Annotated in this window: 16 protein-coding genes; 12 read left to right on the top strand and 4 right to left on the bottom strand. The window is 45.1% G+C overall.

The features are described from left to right. Positions 1–4 precede the first annotated feature (4 nt). From EJN84_RS01130 to EJN84_RS01105, 6 genes are all read left to right on the top strand, one after another. A complete protein-coding gene (locus EJN84_RS01130) occupies positions 5–640 on the top strand; it encodes an LOG family protein (protein ID WP_129593704.1) in 636 nt (211 codons plus the stop codon). A gap of 24 nt (positions 641–664) precedes the next feature. Further along, a complete protein-coding gene (locus tag EJN84_RS01125; protein WP_129593703.1) occupies positions 665–1552 on the top strand; it encodes a DUF4271 domain-containing protein in 888 nt (295 codons plus the stop codon). Beyond that, the gene (locus EJN84_RS01120) at positions 1549–2310 is read left to right on the top strand and encodes a uroporphyrinogen-III synthase (RefSeq protein WP_129593702.1); all 762 of its coding nucleotides are present in this window, start codon (positions 1549–1551) and stop codon (positions 2308–2310) included. The genes EJN84_RS01125 and EJN84_RS01120 overlap by 4 nt, the downstream gene beginning before the upstream one ends. 134 nt (positions 2311–2444) lie before the next feature. After that, positions 2445–2855 carry a ribonuclease P protein component gene (rnpA, locus tag EJN84_RS01115; protein WP_129593701.1) on the top strand — a complete coding sequence of 137 codons (411 nt, stop codon included), beginning with the start codon at positions 2445–2447 and terminating at the stop codon, positions 2853–2855. Beyond that, positions 2849–3121: a membrane protein insertion efficiency factor YidD gene (yidD, locus tag EJN84_RS01110; RefSeq protein WP_129593700.1), complete on the top strand. Its 273-nt coding sequence runs from the start codon at positions 2849–2851 to the stop codon at positions 3119–3121. The genes rnpA and yidD overlap by 7 nt, the downstream gene beginning before the upstream one ends. Positions 3122–3132: 11 nt before the next feature. Then, entirely contained in the window at positions 3133–3840 is a 708-nt protein-coding gene (locus tag EJN84_RS01105) for a TatD family hydrolase (RefSeq protein WP_129593699.1), read from the top strand. A 70-nt stretch (positions 3841–3910) separates the two neighbouring features. Here the strand turns inward: EJN84_RS01105 and EJN84_RS01100 are convergent, their stop codons facing one another. Then, the gene (locus tag EJN84_RS01100; protein WP_129593698.1) at positions 3911–4534 is read right to left on the bottom strand and encodes a ribonuclease H1 domain-containing protein; all 624 of its coding nucleotides are present in this window, start codon (positions 4532–4534) and stop codon (positions 3911–3913) included. Then, positions 4531–4992, bottom strand: coding sequence for a hypothetical protein (locus EJN84_RS01095; RefSeq protein ID WP_129593697.1), 462 nt, complete (start codon positions 4990–4992; stop codon positions 4531–4533). The genes EJN84_RS01100 and EJN84_RS01095 overlap by 4 nt, the downstream gene beginning before the upstream one ends. Positions 4993–5153: 161 nt before the next feature. On the opposite strand from EJN84_RS01095, the gene EJN84_RS01090 reads away from it, so the two are divergent. From EJN84_RS01090 to EJN84_RS01080, 3 genes are all read left to right on the top strand, one after another. Continuing rightward, a complete protein-coding gene (locus EJN84_RS01090) occupies positions 5154–6332 on the top strand; it encodes a C1 family peptidase (RefSeq protein WP_129593696.1) in 1179 nt (392 codons plus the stop codon). A 15-nt stretch (positions 6333–6347) separates the two neighbouring features. Then, positions 6348–7670, top strand: a complete 1323-nt coding sequence (locus EJN84_RS01085; RefSeq protein WP_129593873.1) for a UDP-N-acetylmuramoyl-tripeptide--D-alanyl-D-alanine ligase — start codon at positions 6348–6350, stop codon at positions 7668–7670. A gap of 316 nt (positions 7671–7986) precedes the next feature. Further along, positions 7987–9000, top strand: a complete 1014-nt coding sequence (locus EJN84_RS01080; protein WP_129593695.1) for an aldo/keto reductase — start codon at positions 7987–7989, stop codon at positions 8998–9000. 78 nt (positions 9001–9078) lie between these two features. Here the strand turns inward: EJN84_RS01080 and gap are convergent, their stop codons facing one another. Continuing rightward, complete coding sequence (gene gap, locus EJN84_RS01075; RefSeq protein ID WP_129593694.1) at positions 9079–10083, bottom strand: type I glyceraldehyde-3-phosphate dehydrogenase; 1005 nt, start codon at positions 10081–10083, stop codon at positions 9079–9081. A gap of 470 nt (positions 10084–10553) precedes the next feature. Further along, complete coding sequence (locus EJN84_RS01070) at positions 10554–11183, bottom strand: DUF6266 family protein (RefSeq protein WP_129593693.1); 630 nt, start codon at positions 11181–11183, stop codon at positions 10554–10556. A gap of 906 nt (positions 11184–12089) precedes the next feature. Between EJN84_RS01070 and EJN84_RS01065 the strand changes: the two genes are divergently transcribed. The 3 genes from EJN84_RS01065 (at position 12090) to EJN84_RS01055 (ending at position 18013) form a co-directional block, all read left to right on the top strand. Next, positions 12090–12566 carry a hypothetical protein gene (locus tag EJN84_RS01065; protein ID WP_129593692.1) on the top strand — a complete coding sequence of 159 codons (477 nt, stop codon included), beginning with the start codon at positions 12090–12092 and terminating at the stop codon, positions 12564–12566. 124 nt (positions 12567–12690) lie between these two features. Further along, positions 12691–16536 carry an efflux RND transporter permease subunit gene (locus tag EJN84_RS01060; RefSeq protein ID WP_129593691.1) on the top strand — a complete coding sequence of 1282 codons (3846 nt, stop codon included), beginning with the start codon at positions 12691–12693 and terminating at the stop codon, positions 16534–16536. After that, complete coding sequence (locus EJN84_RS01055; RefSeq protein ID WP_129593690.1) at positions 16523–18013, top strand: TolC family protein; 1491 nt, start codon at positions 16523–16525, stop codon at positions 18011–18013. The genes EJN84_RS01060 and EJN84_RS01055 overlap by 14 nt, the downstream gene beginning before the upstream one ends. The last annotated feature ends 11 nt before the right edge of the window (positions 18014–18024 follow it).

Below are 18024 nucleotides of genomic sequence, written 5' to 3'. Positions count from 1 at the left end.
AAATATGAAAGTCAATAAAACAGGAAACGATACTTCCGAATTTTCGTGGTCACAAAATTCGGGAGTTGTCGTTTATTGTGCGTCGAGCGCACAAGTCGATCCGACTTATTTTGAGGCAGCCAAGAGACTGGGGCAATTATGTGCCGAGCAAGGAATCTCGGTGATTAATGGTGCAGGTAAACAGGGCTTGATGGGAGCTCTCAACGATTCCACACTTGCACATGGTGGAACAGCCATCGGAATCATTCCTCAATTTATGGTAGATGCGGGTTGGTGTCACGAAAACTTAACCGAAACAATTTTTACCGATACCATACACGAACGCAAATCGCTGATGGCAGAAATATCTGACGCAGCCATCGCATTGCCCGGAGGAATCGGGACGCTCGAAGAGTTAGCCGAGATTATCACTTGGAAACAATTGGGACTTTACAACAAACCCATCATCATCATGAACATAAACGGTTATTACGATTTATTGCTCAGCTTTTTGGACAAAATGATGACGGAGCAGTTTATGAACCCCGGTTATTGTCAAATGTGGAAAGTAGTATCAACGCCCGAAGAAGCGATTGATGCCCTAAATAATTTTCCCGTGTGGAATCCTTTGTTTTCCAAATATGACGAAAAAGAGTTGTAACTTTGCGAAAATTTACGACAATCCGTGTTCGATACGATTCGCAATACAACGTTCGATACCACTTCATTTTTCCTCGTCGGAGAGCCTGTGGTTGTAAAAACCGATTCCGTTACTTTCGGCTTTTCTCCGTATAAAGTTATTGCAAACGATTCTACGGGCATTCATTTCAAAAAGGATTCGATAGCTTATTCAATCCGGTCTGTCGAAAATGGAAAAGTTGGAATTCCACGCAATTATCCGCTATACGAGAACAGTCTGTTCTTTTTGATTTTTCTGCTATGCCTGTCCATTTTTTCTTTTTTTTATCGCATTTCCGGAGAATCGATACGCAATCGCTTCGAAGAAGAATTTCGTCGCAAACGCCACTCATTATCATATAGCGAGCAGGTGACTGCGGCTGACGTTTGGGCTGATTTTTTCATGATCGTGCAAACCATTTTGATTGCAGCAATGGTCGCTTACAAGTATTTTGGACAGCAGGAATTTGTTTTGTCTTCTACCGAAAGCAAAACGATCTATTTCATCGGATTGGGAATGTTTTTTGGATTTTTTATATTGGTGCGTCTCTTGATTTTTCGATTGTTTGGAAGTGTCTTTTTCTCATCCGATGTTTCGGGCCTTATGTCGAAATACCTTTCTCTGATAGGATTTATGGGAATATTGTCTTTTGTTCCCGCCTTTATTTTTGTTTTCGCCCCACAGTTCAGTCAAATAATGCTGATCATACTTATTATAATTTTTTTTATTAGTAGAGTCATCATTATAACTTCTGTTTTAGATATTTTTGTTAAACACAGGTTAGGTTACTTGGGTTTTATTGTGTACCTTTGCAGCGTCGAAATTTTGCCATATTTTTTACTTTATTTTGGGGCAATTTCGTTGATTCACATTGTTGGCAGCATAGCATTATGAATGTAAGGAAAGTTAAGAAGATACTTATATCGCAACCCAAACCCACAACAGACAAATCTCCCTACTACGAGATCGCCGAAAAATTTCATGTCGAGATTCATTTTCGTCCGTTCATCAAAGTAGAGCGCGTATCGGTAAAGGAATTTCGTCAGCAGCGCATCAATATTCCCGACTACACGGCTATTGTTTTCACCGCACGTACGGCCATCGATCATTTTTTTTCGTTGTGTGAAGAGTTGCGCATCACGATGCCCGAAACCATGAAATATTTCTGCATCTCCGAGTCCGTTGCTTTGTATTTGCAAAAATACATTGTGTATCGCAAACGCAAGATTTTTTTCAGTCAAACGGGTAAAATAGAAGGGTTGAACAATGCAATTACGAAACATTCCAAAGAAAAATTCTTGGTACCCCTCCCCGATCAGCATAACGGTGAGGTAACACGTTTTCTCGAAGAAAAAAAGATCGATTATACCGAGAGTGTCATGTATCGTACGGTGAGCAACGATTTTGACAAAGACGAACCGTTTGACTACGATATGGTTATTTTTTTCAGTCCTGCAGGTGTACAATCGCTTTTCAAAAATTTCCCCGACTTCAAGCAAGGCGACATTGCCATCGGGTGTTTTGGAAGCACTACTGCCAAAGCAGTTGAAGAAGCTGGATTGAGACTCGACTGTGAAGCTCCGCTTCCCGGACTTCCTTCTATGACTGCCGCACTCGAAAACTTCTTGAAAGAAAACCACAAAAATCACTAAAATACTTTGAGAGCTGAGATGCTTGGTCAAATCGAAGAGAAAATTTTTAAAATTACTTCGAAAGAGAATCAACAAATAACAAAAACAACTATCTTTGTTAATTGAATTGCTTTCGGAGGAATGCTTTTTATCATATGATGGAAGGACTTAAAAAGAGAACTTTGCGAAAGGGACAGCGTATTTCCGGCGTAAAACGGATGGAGCACCTTTTTGCTCATGGAAAGTCCTTTATATCATATCCGTTGAGGGTGGTATATGTGATTCGTTCTTCAAGAGATGATTATCCGATATCGGTGATGGTAAGTGTGCCCAAGAAAAAATTGAAATCGGCGGTGGCTCGTAATCGAATGAAAAGACTCGTTCGTGAAGCTTTTCGCCAAAACTCCCATCTGTTGGATATAGCTACATTTCCGCATGAACAATCGTTGGATATTGCATTCGTGTATCTCAAAGATGAGCTTTGCGATTATGCCACAATTCAAAAGGCAGTACTCAAGGCGTTAAGCGAAATTGCCCGTTGCATGAAGGGAAACGAAAAATGCTGAAAATTTTACGAAACATAGTAATCCAAATTCTTTTGGCTCCGGTGTATTTCTACCGGTTTGCCATATCTCCGCTCACGCCTCCCAGTTGCCGATATACACCTACATGTTCTCAGTATGCGATAGAAGCATTGAAAAAACACGGTCCCATCAAAGGTTCGTGGCTTTCTGCCAAACGCATCTTAAGTTGTAATCCGTGGGGCGGTTCCGGGTACGATCCTGTTCCTGAGCCCAAGGTAAAGGTGAAAAAAGACAGACCGAAAGCATAGCAAGACACACTATGGAACTTTATGACGTACATACTCACCAAGTTTTTTTAGAGGACAATGATGACCCCTATCACTCGTGTATCCTCGATGTTTATCCTTTGGAATTTGAAGTAGCAAAAGAATCTTATCACCGACATGCTTTTTCATGCGGAATCCATCCCTGGTACTCAGAAGATAGCGATTTTCAAATGCAATATTTGACCGAAATAGCGACTGATCCACGCATTGTAGCTATCGGAGAAACGGGTATCGATAAACTGAAAGGACCGTCATACGACATTCAGATTCCTGTGTTTGAGAAACATATCGCATTGTCCGAATCACTCAAGAAACCTCTCATAATACATTGCGTGAAAGCATGGGACGAGCTCATTCGCGTTCGCCGGCAATCACAGCCATCGCAACCCTGGATTATTCACGGTTACCGCAGTAATCCGGAGCTTACTAAAAGATTGATCAAGGAGGGATTTATGTTTTCCGTGGGTGATAAAATCAATATCGAATCGCTCGCTTTGATTCCGTTAGACTCTCTGTTTTGCGAAACCGACGAAGACGAAATGGATATACGCGACATTTATATGCAGGCTGCTCTGGCATTGAATATGAATCTTGAAGATTTTGCTGACAGGATTGCACAAAATGTTCATCGTATCTTTCCAACACTGCAACCACCCAAACCATTCGATCCGGAGGAGATGAAAGAAGTACAGGAAGAATAAAAAACAAATTGCATTGTTTTTTCACCAAATTAATAATAAAGACTCATGCTGCAACCAACGGCGTGAGTTTTTATTTTCTGCCGAAATCGGCCGGGATTTCTCCCCAAATCTCGGTTTGCCATTTCAAAATCGGATTGGAGTAGCTGTTTTCGTTCAACCATTTTTCGGCTCGGGCTATCAAGTCGAAAATGATTTGGTTTCGGGGTGTTTCTTTGAGCTTGGTGTTGCATTTTTTGCGTTCTACCCATTTGATGGCATTCACGCTGTCCGAATAAATCGGTAAATTGCTCTTCTTTTGCGCCAGAAGCGCAAGCGCATGAACAATACCCAAAAATTCTCCGATATTGTTGGTACCGTCTTCGAACGGGCCTACGTGGAATATTTCGGTGCCGTCGGCAACATAAACACCGCGATATTCCATTCGTCCGGGATTACCGCTGCAGGCTGCATCTACGGCTATGCTTTCCGCAATGATTTCGGCAGAAGAGGGTAGGAAAGCAGGACGAGTTCTTTTCTTGAGGCCGATATGTTTCCATGGATTATCTGCAAAGGCTTTTTGCGCTTCTTCTTCCGACTCGAACGACTTGTATCGCGCGTTTTCGAAACCCGATACTTGAGCCTTACATGCTTCCCACGATGTGTATATACCGGGTTTCACGCCCTGCCATACGACATAATATTTTTGCTTCTTCATTGTCCGGGGGCAGGCTGAAAACTATCCTGATAAGGATATGGAATTTCCTGAATCGGTTGAGGTTCCCGGATGTCGATGATGCTGTCCACAATGTATTTCGTGTATCCCCGCCACGGAAGGGGCGCAAAATACTCTTTGTAGTGAAGCTGAACATTTTTCCCCCCGGCAAGCATGAGCTTTTCGGCAATTGCCTTATCCACCACCGAAAATTCGAACTGATTCGATTGCAAACCACTCGATTTTTCGGCCCGAAAACCCGACTGAATGAGTTTCCCTTCGTAGGTTTTGAAGATCACACCTTTATAAACGAGATAATTGAGTTCGCCCGACTTCACGCCGGTGCCGAATACGTAATAAAAACGTACGTAAACAAAGATTCCCAATGCCAATATTATGATAAAAGTAGCCCAGCCAAGAAATTTTTTCTTTCTGTTGCTTCGGGGTTTCAGTTCGTCCATAACAATCAAGTATTAATATTTCGTCCGTAAAGTTAAGAGTATTTTTGCTTTTTAAGTATTTATCAAACCTAAAATCCTGAATAATATTTTCCTTTTGGCTATCTTTGTGAAACAATAGTTACAAGTCAATTACTTATTTATTATTTAAGATAACACTCATTATGAAAAGGTTAACTTTATTCAGCGCGCTTTTGTTATGCTCTGTGATGCTGATGGCTCAGCAAAAAACCGAAGCTTACACATTTACTGTCGTAAAAGAAAATCCGATTACTTCCGTCAAAAATCAAAATAGCACGGGTACATGCTGGTGTTTTTCGGGACTTGGTTTTTTGGAATCGGAACTTCTCAGGCAGGGAAAAGGAACCTACGATTTGTCCGAAATGTACACTGTCCGGAAAAATTATGAAGATAAGGCCAAAAAATATACCCGATTGCATGGCAGTCTCAATTTCGGCCCTGGCGGATCGTTTGCCGATGTCATCGAGTCGATTGACGACTACGGATTGGTTCCCAATTCGGTGTATACCGGTTTAAATTATGGCTCGGAAACGCACAACCACAGCGAAATGGATAAAGCCCTGAGCGGATATATTAAAGGCATCGCGGAAAGCAATTCGTTGACCACTGCCTGGTTCAACGGATTTAGCGGGATTCTCGATGCTTATCTCGGAAACACGCCCGACACATTTACTTATGAGGGCAAACAATACACGCCTCAAAGTTTCGCAAAAATGTTGGGCTTGAACCAAAATGATTATGTTTCGATTACCTCGTTCACCCATCATCCTTTTTATACCAAATTCGCCATCGAAGTGCCCGACAACTGGCGTTGGGCTAATTCGTACAATCTTCCGTTGGACGAACTGATTGAAACCATCGACAATGCCATCAACAACGGCTACACGGTGGCTTGGGCTTCCGACGTGAGCGAAGCCGGTTTTTCGCGCGAAGGAATTGCAATCGTACCCGATGAAAATGCTCCCGAAAATGCCGGAAGCGATCAAGCCAAATGGTTGGGACTTTCGCCTCGCGAAAAAACCAATGCGCTTCGCGACAAAATCGGGAAGGAAATGCTGAAGGAAAAAACCGTTACACAGGAAACGCGACAGGAGGCTTTCGATAATTTTCAGACGACAGACGATCACGGAATGCAAATTTATGGCATTGCCAAAGATCAAAACGGCAACAAATACTATATGGTGAAAAATTCGTGGGGCGAAACTGGACCTTACAAAGGAATCTGGTATGTTTCCGAAGCTTTTGTCCGTTACAAAACGCTGAGTGCCGTTGTCAACAAAAAAGCACTTCCGGCTTCTGTTTCCAAAAAACTCGGTTTGTAATTGGCAGCAAACAGCATGGATATACCTGCTCTATACGATATTTACATCCAACATCCGATCGTCACCACCGATTCGCGCAACTGTCCTGCGGGCTCTATATTTTTTGCACTCAAAGGCGACAAATTCAATGGCAATCGTTTTGCCCTGAATGCCTTGCAGCAAGGTTGCGCTTACGCCGTAGTTGACGAGCGCGACGAGGCTTTGGAGGGCAACGATCACATCATCATGGTGGACAATGTCCTCGAATCCTTGCAAAAGCTTGCCAATCATCATCGGCGCAAGCTCAAAATTCCCATCATCGGCATCACAGGCACCAATGGCAAAACCACTACTAAGGAATTGGTTTCGGCCATTCTTTCGAAAGAGTTTAAGGTGGCTTTCACGCAGGGAAATTTCAATAATCACATCGGTGTGCCGCTCACTCTTTTGTTGATGAAGCACGAGCACGAGATAGGCGTTGTGGAAATGGGGGCAAGCCATCCCGGCGAAATTGCGCAACTGTGTGCCATAGCCGAGCCCAATTTCGGGCTGATTACCAACATCGGCAAAGCGCATATCGAGGGATTCGGATCGTTTGAAAACGTAAAAAAAACCAAAGGCGAGCTCTATGATTTCATTCGCGAACATGACGGGAAGGTTTTTGTGAATGCCGACAACGAAATGTTGCTCGAAATGTCCGAAGGGATGGATCGCCTTCTTTACGGGCGCAATAATCTCGATTTGTTTGCCTCGGGCACGCTTTCGTCCGAAACGCCCTTTCTCGAATTCGACTGGAACTTTTTCGAGCATCCCCATCACGTGAAAACCCATCTGGTGGGCGAGTACAACTTCGACAATGCACTTGCGGCAGTGGCCATCGGCAAGTATTTCGGCATCAATGCCGACAGCATCAGCGATGCTCTCGAAGCCTATCAGCCGAAAAATAACCGTTCGCAATTCGAACGCACCGAGTACAACGATCTCATCGTGGATGCCTACAATGCCAATCCTACCAGCATGATGGCTGCAATGGATTTTTTTGTGAAAATCCCTACGTCTTTGCCCAAAGCCGTCATCATTGGCGAAATGAGCGAGTTAGGCAATATTAGTCTGGAGGAGCATCAAAAGCTGGTGAATTTTATTGCTTCGCAACAATTCGAAAAAGTTTATCTGGTGGGCAACATCTTCAAAACGTTGACCGATGGTGACGAATCGCTAAGGCAGTGGATGAATGGAAACTGTTTTTCGTCCGTCGCCGAATTGTGTGATGAGCTGCAAAAAAAACCGCTCAAGGGATATTACATTTTGCTCAAAGGCTCGCATTCGGTTCATCTCGAAAAAGCTGTACCTTTTTTATAGCGATTTTGTCTTCGATAATATTCTAATGAGGCTGATTTTGATAATATGAGATGCAGTGGAGCTTCGCGTGACGAGCGACATCGATTTTACTTCTTTGCCGTTAACTTTCACCGTGATTTTGTCGATGCAACGTTTGTTGGCATTTCTAACTTGAACTTAGCTTTCCGATGATGCTTTTTTGCGAGTTATTCGGAAAAATTTCAGGATAGCGGGCGAACATTCCTCCATTCCTGTTTGTTTTAAGAGGGTAAAAATCACAATTTCTTCGAAAGTATAAAATCAAAAAGGACAGAGTAGAAATTCTAAATTTAAGTTTATGAAGTACAAATTATTGGGTAATACGGGATTGAAGGTTTCCGAATTGTGCCTGGGAACCATGACATTTGGTGGACAGGGTATGTGGACTGCCATCGGTTCACTTCCACTGGAAGAGGCAAAACAATTGATTAAAATTGCGGTGGATGCCGGTGTCAATTTTATTGATACGGCAAATATTTACAGCTTTGGACTGAGCGAACAATTGACCGGAAATGCTATTCGGGAGCTGGGGCTGAAGCGTTATGATTTGGTGATTGCAACCAAAGTGCGCGGCATGATGGGTGAAGGCCCGAACGATGTGGGTTTGAGTCGTAAACACATTATGCAGCAGGTTGAGGATAGTTTGCGACGTCTGCAGACGGACTATATCGATTTGTATCAGATTCATGGTTTTGATCCGCAAACTCCGATGGAAGAGACACTCGAAACGCTTGACATACTGGTAAAAAGCGGTAAAGTTCGTTACATTGGTTGCAGCAACTTGGCCGCCTGGCAGATTATGAAAGCATTGGGAATTTCGGCACAGCAACATTTGTCGAAATTTGTTTCACTGCAGGCTTACTATACAATAGCAGGTCGTGACCTGGAACGCGAAATTGTTCCGCTGCTGCTTGATCAGAAAATGGGATTGTTGGTATGGAGTCCGCTGGCAGGTGGTTTCTTGAGTGGAAAATATACCCGTCAGAATGCGGATACCGAAGGGCGTCGTGCCAACTACGACTTTCCGCCTATCGATAAGGAAAAAGCTTACGACATTATTGACGTCATGCAGACAATTGCTCAAAATAAACAGGTGTCGGTGGCTCAGATCGCTTTGGCATGGTTGCTCCATCAACCTGTGGTAACATCCGTGATTGTTGGCTCCAAAAAACCGGAACAATTGACGGATAATTTGAAATCGGCAGATGTGAAATTGTCCGCTGAAGAGCTGTCGCAATTGAATGCTGTAAGCGAATTGCGTCCCGAATATCCGGGTTGGATGCTTAATATGCAAACACAAGAAAGGCAATAAAATAGTTTACAACGGATAAAAAACAAAAAGCGCCTTTCGAAAGGCGCTTTTTGTTTTAGTTGTATGTGAAAATCCGGATTATCCGTTTACTTTTGCCATGTGAGCAATCAAATCGAGAACTTTGTTCGAATATCCCCATTCGTTGTCGTACCAGCTAACTACTTTTACGAAAGTCGGGCTCAATTGGATACCGGCTTTTTCGTCGAAGATAGAAGTGCGAGGATCACCGATGAAATCGCTTGAAACAACTTCTTCGTTGGTATATCCGAGAATACCTTTCAGTTCGCCTTCCGAAGCTTCTTTCATAGCTTTGCAGATTTCTTCGTAAGTTGTTTCCTTTGCCAAACGAACAGTCAAGTCAACAACCGAAACGTCCAAAGTAGGAACGCGAAGCGACATACCTGTAAGTTTGCCGTTGAGTTCGGGGATAACTTTACCTACAGCTTTGGCAGCACCTGTAGAAGAAGGAATGATGTTGCCCGAAGCAGCACGTCCGCCTCTCCAGTCTTTCATCGAAGGACCGTCAACAGTTTTCTGTGTAGCTGTAGTAGAGTGAACGGTTGTCATTAATCCTTCAAGCACGCCGAATTTGTCGTGAAGCACTTTGGTGATAGGAGCCAAGCAGTTGGTTGTGCAAGATGCGTTCGATACAAATTGTTCGCCTTTGGTGTAAGTTTTTTCGTTTACGCCGCAAACATACATGCGAGTGTCGTCCTTCGAAGGAGCCGACATAACTACATATTTTGCACCGGCATCGATATGACCTTTGGCTTTTTCCTTAGTCAGGAAAAGTCCGGTAGATTCAACTACATATTCGGCGCCAACTTCGCCCCATTTCAGGTCGGCGGGATTTTTTTCGGCGGTAATGCGGATCGATTTTCCGTTTACAACCAGTTTACCGTCTTTTACTTCGATAGTGCCTTTGAATTGGCCGTGAATCGTGTCGTATTTTAACATATAAGCGATGTAATCTACATCGAGCAAGTCATTGATACCTACGACTTCAATGTCGTTTCTTGTTTGAGCAGCACGAAATACCAAACGTCCGATGCGTCCAAACCCGTTAATACCTACTTTAATCATAATTGTTGAATTTTATTTGTTAAAAGTGTTCCTAAATACTATCTTTTTTATTGAGTTACAAAAATACAACTTCTTTTGTTTTTAACGAAATTATTCATGTCAAAATGTATAAAAATAATCACTTCGAAGCAGTTAGTGTAAATATTAAACCACCACCTCCTTTGGTGGGTGGTGATTTAATTATTCAAAACAAATAAAAAACCATTATTGAGCGGTCATCATTCCTCACCAATTTCGTATAAAAATGGGGAAAGGCAGTTTATTTCAACTCGAAATGATAGAGGTTTTGCCGATGTGCTTGTCTGTTATACCATCGTTAAATACCAATTCGAATGCATTCACCGTGAAAGTGTCTCGCAGTCGCAGGTGCTGATCTTCCTGACAGCATCATCTGATATCTTTAGCCGGAATACACGAAATTCTACTTGGACTTGGTATGGAGTTGGTATGGACTTGGTACGAATTTGGTTTTACCATTTCAATTGCCCTATATATACACTCGAAGAATTCATGTTGCCGTTGCTTGTAGATAAATAAGCCCAACAGTGGAGAGGATTTTCTTTGTTTGTTTCGGGCAACAATACGGTAACCATTTGGTCGGAGCGAGAACCGATATTTTGGTGAAAAAAACATGACCCTGTTGCTTCGTCAAAAAACACCAGCGAGATTTTGTCGTCTGCATTCCCTTGTAATTGCGCTTCAGGTGCGATTTGCCATTTGACGATAACTTCGGATGTGCTTTTTCGGGTTTCAGCCGTAACCATTTCCACCGGCGGCAAAGTACCATCCGCCGGTTGCAGCTTCGAAAAATCGATGGCGAAATCGGGATATTCACCTTCGACGGCCGTTTTCAGTACTTTACTGCAAACTTTCGGGAAAGCCTGAGTGTCGAGATAGCCTCGTTTGATGACTTGGCGCAGTGGTGTCAGGCTGCGATTGACAAACCTGAACTTCATACGATTTGCCTGTTGTTTGAGCGTTTGTGGATTAGCCGGAACGGTATATTCGCGCAGGAAGTTTTTCCCGTTGCGTTTTACCGCAACTACTTTGCCTAATCGTCCGGACATTTTGCCAAAAGTACTTGATTCGAATTTAGCCATTATTTTTTTCAATTTGATCGATTGGTTACCTATAAGACAAAGATAGTGCCGATGAAAGCATTATCTTTATTTATTTAATTTCATTAACTTTTTGAAAAGTAATAGTTGCTTGATAGTTGCTATGGAGTTAACTTGGAGTTGACATGGAGTTGCCTCGGAGCTATGTCGGAGCTATAGCGTAGGAAAGATAGAGATAAGTGGGAGATGACGGGGAAGATGAATGAGGTAAAGAGGTGGGGAATTTGAACAAAAACACTTTGTGAGAAAAAATCCGTACTCCTCCAAACATTTTTTTAAATAAATTCCAACATTTGGTTATGCCAAAAAAGGGAGAGCTCAATCACAAAGAGCAGGAACAAGAGAGCGAAAGGGCGTTTAGAAAAACACGCCATCGACACAGTGCGATTGAGTCGAACATCAACGAACCGGAACATAGGGGATCAGACAGGTGTCCCGACAAGGGTTATGCCCACTCCAAACGATATGTGGTTATATGCGTCTGCGCCTATAACCTTCACAAGATAGGAGCAGAGCTGTTACGAATTGAAAGAGAGGGAAAAATAAAACAAGCAGCTTAATCATTTCAACATTTTAATATACAGCTCATTAATAAAATGAAAGTGAAAACTTATAGAGAACGCTATGTCATTTTGGTAACAATTTGTTACTTTTACTGAAGATTAATCGTTAAAACCTGTAAAGTTAGTCGGAAATAAAATTTTGGTCTACGAAAAAATGAATAATCAACTTTTTTGTTTCTGCATTTTCAAAAAACAGGGAGTTTTTTGGCAGACACTAATTCATCATTTTAAACAGCACAATTTTTGCAAAAAACAAAATAAACGCTACTTTTGTAACCAAATACCTGTTTTTGTTGTTCTACAGGTTATGCAATCTGAATATAGAATGAAGAAAGTTACGGCCATATTCTTGCTCCTCATGATGATGCTGTCAGCGGTAAAACCGGTACTGGCAATGCATTTTTGCGGGAATGAGCTGTATTCCTTTTCACTGGTTCAGACAGCCGACAATCTCCACTCCTGCTGTGATAATATAGAACAAACCGAAAAACAGACTCCCAAAACAGTTAACATCCCAGTCGGGGGACCCCATCACACCTGCATCCTGGGTGAAGCTAACGAAACTTGCTGCGTTACACAATTACTCACGATCGACACCGATGATTATCAGGGTAAAACCGAGCAGCTTGTTTCCCACATGGCATCCATTTCTTTCGATGATGCATTTGCATTGTTGATTCCTTTGTTCAGGTTATCAGAACCCGAAACCAACACTTTATCCTTTTTTCAAGATTTTCCCCCCAAGGGACTTTTCCTACAGGATGTAAGTCTGCTGACTTACATCTGCATTTACCGTATTTGATTGGACAGATTGCTGACAAACAAAACCTCATGGGGTTTTACCACTGCCTGAATCTCCGGCAGTCGTTTTAATTTTGCGGCATATTGTGCACTATTTTTATATTGTTCAATCAAATAAAATTTTCATGCTTAACAAGATCATAAAGTATTTTCTGAATAACAGGATGATAACAATCCTGATACTCACTGTCATCATTGCGTGGGGCATATCCACTGCCCCCTTCAACTGGTACAGTGTGCTCCCGCGTGATCCGGTTCCGGTAGATGCGATTCCCGACCTCGGCGACAATCAGCAGATCGTCGCCACAGAATGGATGGGACGCTCACCCAAAGATATCCAGGATCAGATCACCTATCCGCTCACCACCTCACTGCTCGGCATTCCCGGCGTAAAGACCATTCGCAGCACTTCCATGTTCGGGATGTCGTTTATCTACATCATCTTCGATGAAGATATCGAATTTTACTGGAGTCGCTCGCGCATTCTGGAAAAATTGAATTCACTGCCACCGGGAACGTTACCTGAAGGAGTACAACCCAGCCTGGGACCGGATGCAACTGCCTTGGGGCAAATATACTGGTACACGCTGGAAGGTAGAAACCCGGATACCGGCGAACCCACGGGAGGGTGGGATCCCGACGAGTTGAGAACCGTACAGGATTTCTACGCCAAGTACACACTTTCATCGGCAGAGGGTGTGGCAGAGGTGGCTTCTGTCGGCGGGTTTGTAAAAGAATACCAAGTGGAGATCAACCCCAATTCCATGCGCGCCTACAACCTCTCCATCATGGATGTGATGAATGCCATCCAGAAGAGCAATCTCGATATCGGTGCGGAGACAGTGGAGATCAATAAGGTGGAATATCTCGTCCGGGGATTGGGATACATCAAAAATGTGTCTGACCTCGAGGAGACCGTCATCACTGTCCGCAATGGTGTGCCGGTAAAAATAAAGGATGTGGCTTTTGTCAATCTTGGTCCTGCCACACGGCGGGGCGGCCTCGACAAGGAAGGGGTGGAAGCCGTGGGAGGTGTGGTGGTAGCACGCTACGGATCCAACCCGTTGGAGGTGATCAACAACGTGAAGGAGAAAATCTCCGAGATGGAAGCAGGATTACCCCAAAAGACCCTTGCTGATGGTACTGTTTCGAAGGTGACCGTTGTTCCCTTTTACGACAGAACCGGTGTGATTCATGAAACCATAGGCACGCTGGAGACAGCACTTACCCATGAAACGCTTATTGCCATTATTGTGGTCATCGTCATCATCCTGAACCTCAGAGCATCGATCGTCATTTCCAGCATATTACCTGTGGGGGTGCTGGCCGCTTTCATCATTATGCGCTACGCGGGCATTGATGCCAATATTGTTGCACTATCGGGTATCGCCATCGCCATCGGGATTATGATCGACATCGGAGTAGTCTTTGTTGAGAACATTATCCGGCATATGGAGATGGAAGAGAACAAGAGTATACGAAAAGGCAAGGCTTTCGCTAACTTAATTTACAAGAGTGTCAGTGAAGTATCTGGGGCTGTGCTCACCGCGCAGCTCACCACTGTGGTCAGTTTTCTCCCTGTCTTTTTTCTGGAGGCACAGGAGGGGAAGCTCTTCACCCCGTTGGCTTATACCAAGACCTTTGCACTCATCTCGGCATACCTGCTTGGCATTGTCGTGCTGCCTACCCTGGTCTATTATATCTTCTCGATCAGAATCACCTCAAAGCAGGTCCACAAAATAGCGAACATTTTATTGGCAGTCGCCGGCGTTGCGTTGGTGATCTTCACCGGATTTGGCCTTTACATTGCCCTAACCTTCTTCGGTTTGAACAACCTGTTTGCCCATCAGTGGAAGAATCAGCGGATACCCACTTTCCTCAATATCGGGATTGCCCTGTTGGCGGTGGTTTACCTGCTCACCGTGGAATGGCTGCCCATGGGTACGCAGGCTGGGGTATCCCGCAACCTGTTATTCGTGATCCTGATCATCGCTCTTATCCTCGCGCTCCTGTGGATGTTGGTGATCTATTACGAAAAAATCCTGCGATGGAGCCTGGCCAACAAATGGAAGTTCATGGCACTGCCTATTGCGACGGTATTTTTTGGCCTGGTCATCTGGATGGGTTTCGACAAAACATTCGGCATTGTGGCAAAAGGCTTTGAGACCGCAGGATGGAGCACTTTCCGTCAGACAGGTTTCTGGCAGACAGCCAGCAACAGATTTCCCGGTATCGGACAGGAGTTTATGCCCAGCCTCAACGAGGGTTCCTTCCTGTTGATGCCGACGAGCATGCCACATACGGGTATTGAACAGAACCTGCAATATATTGAAATACTGGATAAAAGAATCAGCAATATCCCGGAAGTAGAGATGACCGTCGGTAAATGGGGACGGGTCAATTCGGCACTCGACCCGGCACCCGTACAGATGTTCGAAAATACGATCAACTACCGTCCCGAATATATCCTGGATGAAGACGGCAACCGTCAACGTTTCAAGGTCAACCGAAAAGGAGAATTTATCTTGACAGATCAGTCAACGTACAATCCGGAAGATGGCTATCGATTAGTTCCGGCAGACAGTCTTATTCCCGACAGACGGGGTGATTACTTCAGACAGTGGCGTCCGCAAATCAGGACTGAAGACGATATTTGGCAGGAGATCATCAATGTCTCGCATATACCCGGTCTGACATCGGCACCGAAACTGCAACCGATTGAAGCACGGACGGTGATGTTGTCCACCGGCATGCGCGCGCCGATGGGCGTGAAGGTATCGGGACCCGACCTGGAATCCATTGAACAGGGAGGCAAAGTGCTGGAAGCAGCTTTGAAAGAGGTGCCTTCCGTACTCTCCTCTACTGTATTCTATGATCGCGCCGTGGGAGCACCATATATCGAGATCAAACTGAACCGACAGCATATGGCCCGCTACGGCATCACGGTGGCCGACCTGCAGGAGGTGATCGGTGCGGCAGTGGGAGGCATGCCGTTAACAACCACGGTAGAAGGACGTGAACGTTTTCCCGTACGCTTAAGGTATCCGCGTGAACTGAGAGAGAACCCCGATGAGCTGTCGCGGCTGATCGTACCCACAGCCACCGGTGCACAGATACCGTTGGGAGATGTTGCGGAGATAGAGTACACCCGTGGTGCACAGATGATCCGGAGTGAAAATACTTTCCTGGTGGGTTATGTGATTTTTGACAAGGTAGCAGGCAAGGCCGAGGTTGATGTGGTAAAAGAGGCCGATGCGCTGTTACAGGAGAAACTGCGCAGCGGGGAAATCAGCCTGCCCCATGGTGTCTCCTATACCTTTGCCGGTAATTATGAACAACAGGCCCGCGCATCAAAGCGGCTGATGATTATTATACCTATCGCTTTGCTCAGCATCCTGCTTATCCTCTATTTCCAGTTCAAAACGGTGACAGCCTCACTGATTCACTTTTCGGGGGTGTTCGTCGCTCTGTCCGGAGGATTTATCCTCTTATGGCTATACGGTGAACCGTGGTTCATGAATTTTTCGATGGGCGGCATCAATATCCGTGATATGTTCAGCATGCATCCCATCAACCTCAGCATTGCCGTCTGGGTAGGATTTATCGCCCTCTTCGGCATTGCCACGGACGATGGGGTGTTGATGGGAACCTATATCCACGATACATTTCTGGAAAGAGACCCGCAGACAAGGGAGGAGATCAGGGAAGCCGTTGTCCATGCCGGTTTAAAAAGGGTACGCCCGGCAGTGATGACCACTGCCACCACACTGATCGCACTCCTGCCGGTGCTTACTTCCACGGGTAAGGGATCCGAGATTATGATTCCCATGTCTATCCCCACCTTTGGCGGGATGCTCATCCAGTCGATGACCATGTTTATTGTACCCATCCTTCAATGCTGGTGGCGGGAAGGTGTCATCCGGAAAAAAGAAAAACAACAAGCTAAAACGACAGATTATGAAACCATATAACCTCTTCGGCGTCATCCTGGTTGTGCTGACACTCATGGGTGCTAACCCTGTAGTGGCGCAAACACCCGATTCACTCACTCATTACCTGGAAACAGCGGCGAAGAACAATCCGGGTCTGAATGCCGATTTTCTGACTTATAAGGCATCACTGGAGAAGGTGCCGCAGGCAGGTGCCTGGCCCGATCCCAAATTGGAAATCGGCTTTTTCCTCAAGCCGATGGATATTGTGGGAGGACGACAGATAGCCGATTTCACCCTCATGCAGATGTTCCCCTGGTTCGGCACCAAAAAGGCAGCACAGACCGAAGCCACCCATATGGCCAAAATGGCGTATGAAAAATTTAGGGAGACAAGGGACAACCTGTATCTTGAAGTGTATACCCAATGGTATCTCCTCTCTACGCTTGTAGAGCAACTCCGTAACAACCGCGATAATCTGCAATTGCTGAAGCAACTTGAAGAGCTGGCTCTTCGCAGAGTCTCTTCGCCCTCCGGCGGTTCGTCGTCAGGGTATACTGTGCCTGCCCCTTCACCGGTAACAAAAGGCAGTGCCACCTCTCCCGCCGGTGGAGGCATGGCGGGCATGGGGTCGATGGGAGGTACTGCCGCTTCGTCGGGCACCTCATCCTCCTCCGAGATGTCATTTAGTATGGGCAGTTCCGGCGGAACCATGTCCTCCGGCATGGGCAGCGCTGCCCCGGGCATGTCAGACGTGCTCCGCGTGCAACTCGAGATAGCCGAAATCGAAAACAACATCGAGAGCATCCTTTCGGAGATTGTAGCCGGGAAAGCCAAATTCAACGCATTGTTGAACCGGCCAGCCGGCGTGGAAGTTATCCTGCCAGACTCCATTACAAAAGTGCCCTTTCTCTTCGATGAAGGGGTTTCCCTGGACGAGATCGAAAACCGGAACCCTATGCTGGGTATGCTGAAAGAAGAAGAACTGGCTTACCGGGCAAAGGGTGAGATGGATCAAAAAATGAGTTATCCTATGTTCGGTATCGGGCTGCAGTACATGCTGATTGGGGAAATCGCGGCTGCACCGATGGATCAAGGAATGGAACCGGAAATGAACGGCATGGATATGGTTATGCCCATGGTTTCCATCTCCCTCCCCCTTTACCGGAATAAATACAAGGCGCAGCAACGGGAGAGCCGGTTTCTGTGGCAATCGGCCCGGGAGAAGTACAACAACACGCTGAATATGCTTCAGTCTGACCTGTTCAAACTGAAACATCAGCTTGATGATGCGGAGCGTAAGATCGCGCTGTACCAGAAACAGGAACAACTGGCTCGTACAACTTATCAGCTGGTGGTGCAGGAGTTTGTATCGGCAAAGAGTGACCTCACCAACGTGATTCAGGTGCAGCGGCAGCTGCTCGATTACCAGTTGCGGAAGGCCGAAGCCATCGCCGAATACAACACCAGGGTGGCTTCCATCCGTAAATTGCGTTCCTTCAACTCATTCAACAATTAACAGATAACTAT

Source organism: Seramator thermalis (assembly GCF_004138125.1).
Taxonomy (GTDB): Bacteria; Bacteroidota; Bacteroidia; order Bacteroidales; family Dysgonomonadaceae; genus Seramator; species Seramator thermalis.
The sequence above is the reverse complement of the archived record's forward strand: the minus strand, read 5'-3'. Positions and strand labels throughout refer to the sequence as shown.

What these genes read in the sequence shown, in the direction of transcription:
- EJN84_RS01080 (WP_129593695.1), top strand. Translation starts at nt 7,987, where the DNA reads ATGAAGTACAAATTATTGGGTAATACGGGATTGAAGGTTTCCGAATTG.
- yidD (WP_129593700.1), top strand. Translation starts at nt 2,849, where the DNA reads ATGCTGAAAATTTTACGAAACATAGTAATCCAAATTCTTTTGGCTCCG.
- EJN84_RS01095 (WP_129593697.1), bottom strand. Translation starts at nt 4,992, where the DNA reads ATGGACGAACTGAAACCCCGAAGCAACAGAAAGAAAAAATTTCTTGGC.
- gap (WP_129593694.1), bottom strand. Translation starts at nt 10,083, where the DNA reads ATGATTAAAGTAGGTATTAACGGGTTTGGACGCATCGGACGTTTGGTA.
- EJN84_RS01070 (WP_129593693.1), bottom strand. Translation starts at nt 11,183, where the DNA reads ATGGCTAAATTCGAATCAAGTACTTTTGGCAAAATGTCCGGACGATTA.
- EJN84_RS01065 (WP_129593692.1), top strand. Translation starts at nt 12,090, where the DNA reads ATGAAGAAAGTTACGGCCATATTCTTGCTCCTCATGATGATGCTGTCA.
- EJN84_RS01105 (WP_129593699.1), top strand. Translation starts at nt 3,133, where the DNA reads ATGGAACTTTATGACGTACATACTCACCAAGTTTTTTTAGAGGACAAT.
- EJN84_RS01130 (WP_129593704.1), top strand. Translation starts at nt 5, where the DNA reads ATGAAAGTCAATAAAACAGGAAACGATACTTCCGAATTTTCGTGGTCA.
- EJN84_RS01055 (WP_129593690.1), top strand. Translation starts at nt 16,523, where the DNA reads ATGAAACCATATAACCTCTTCGGCGTCATCCTGGTTGTGCTGACACTC.
- rnpA (WP_129593701.1), top strand. Translation starts at nt 2,445, where the DNA reads ATGATGGAAGGACTTAAAAAGAGAACTTTGCGAAAGGGACAGCGTATT.
- EJN84_RS01100 (WP_129593698.1), bottom strand. Translation starts at nt 4,534, where the DNA reads ATGAAGAAGCAAAAATATTATGTCGTATGGCAGGGCGTGAAACCCGGT.
- EJN84_RS01085 (WP_129593873.1), top strand. Translation starts at nt 6,348, where the DNA reads ATGGATATACCTGCTCTATACGATATTTACATCCAACATCCGATCGTC.
- EJN84_RS01090 (WP_129593696.1), top strand. Translation starts at nt 5,154, where the DNA reads ATGAAAAGGTTAACTTTATTCAGCGCGCTTTTGTTATGCTCTGTGATG.
- EJN84_RS01120 (WP_129593702.1), top strand. Translation starts at nt 1,549, where the DNA reads ATGAATGTAAGGAAAGTTAAGAAGATACTTATATCGCAACCCAAACCC.
- EJN84_RS01060 (WP_129593691.1), top strand. Translation starts at nt 12,691, where the DNA reads ATGCTTAACAAGATCATAAAGTATTTTCTGAATAACAGGATGATAACA.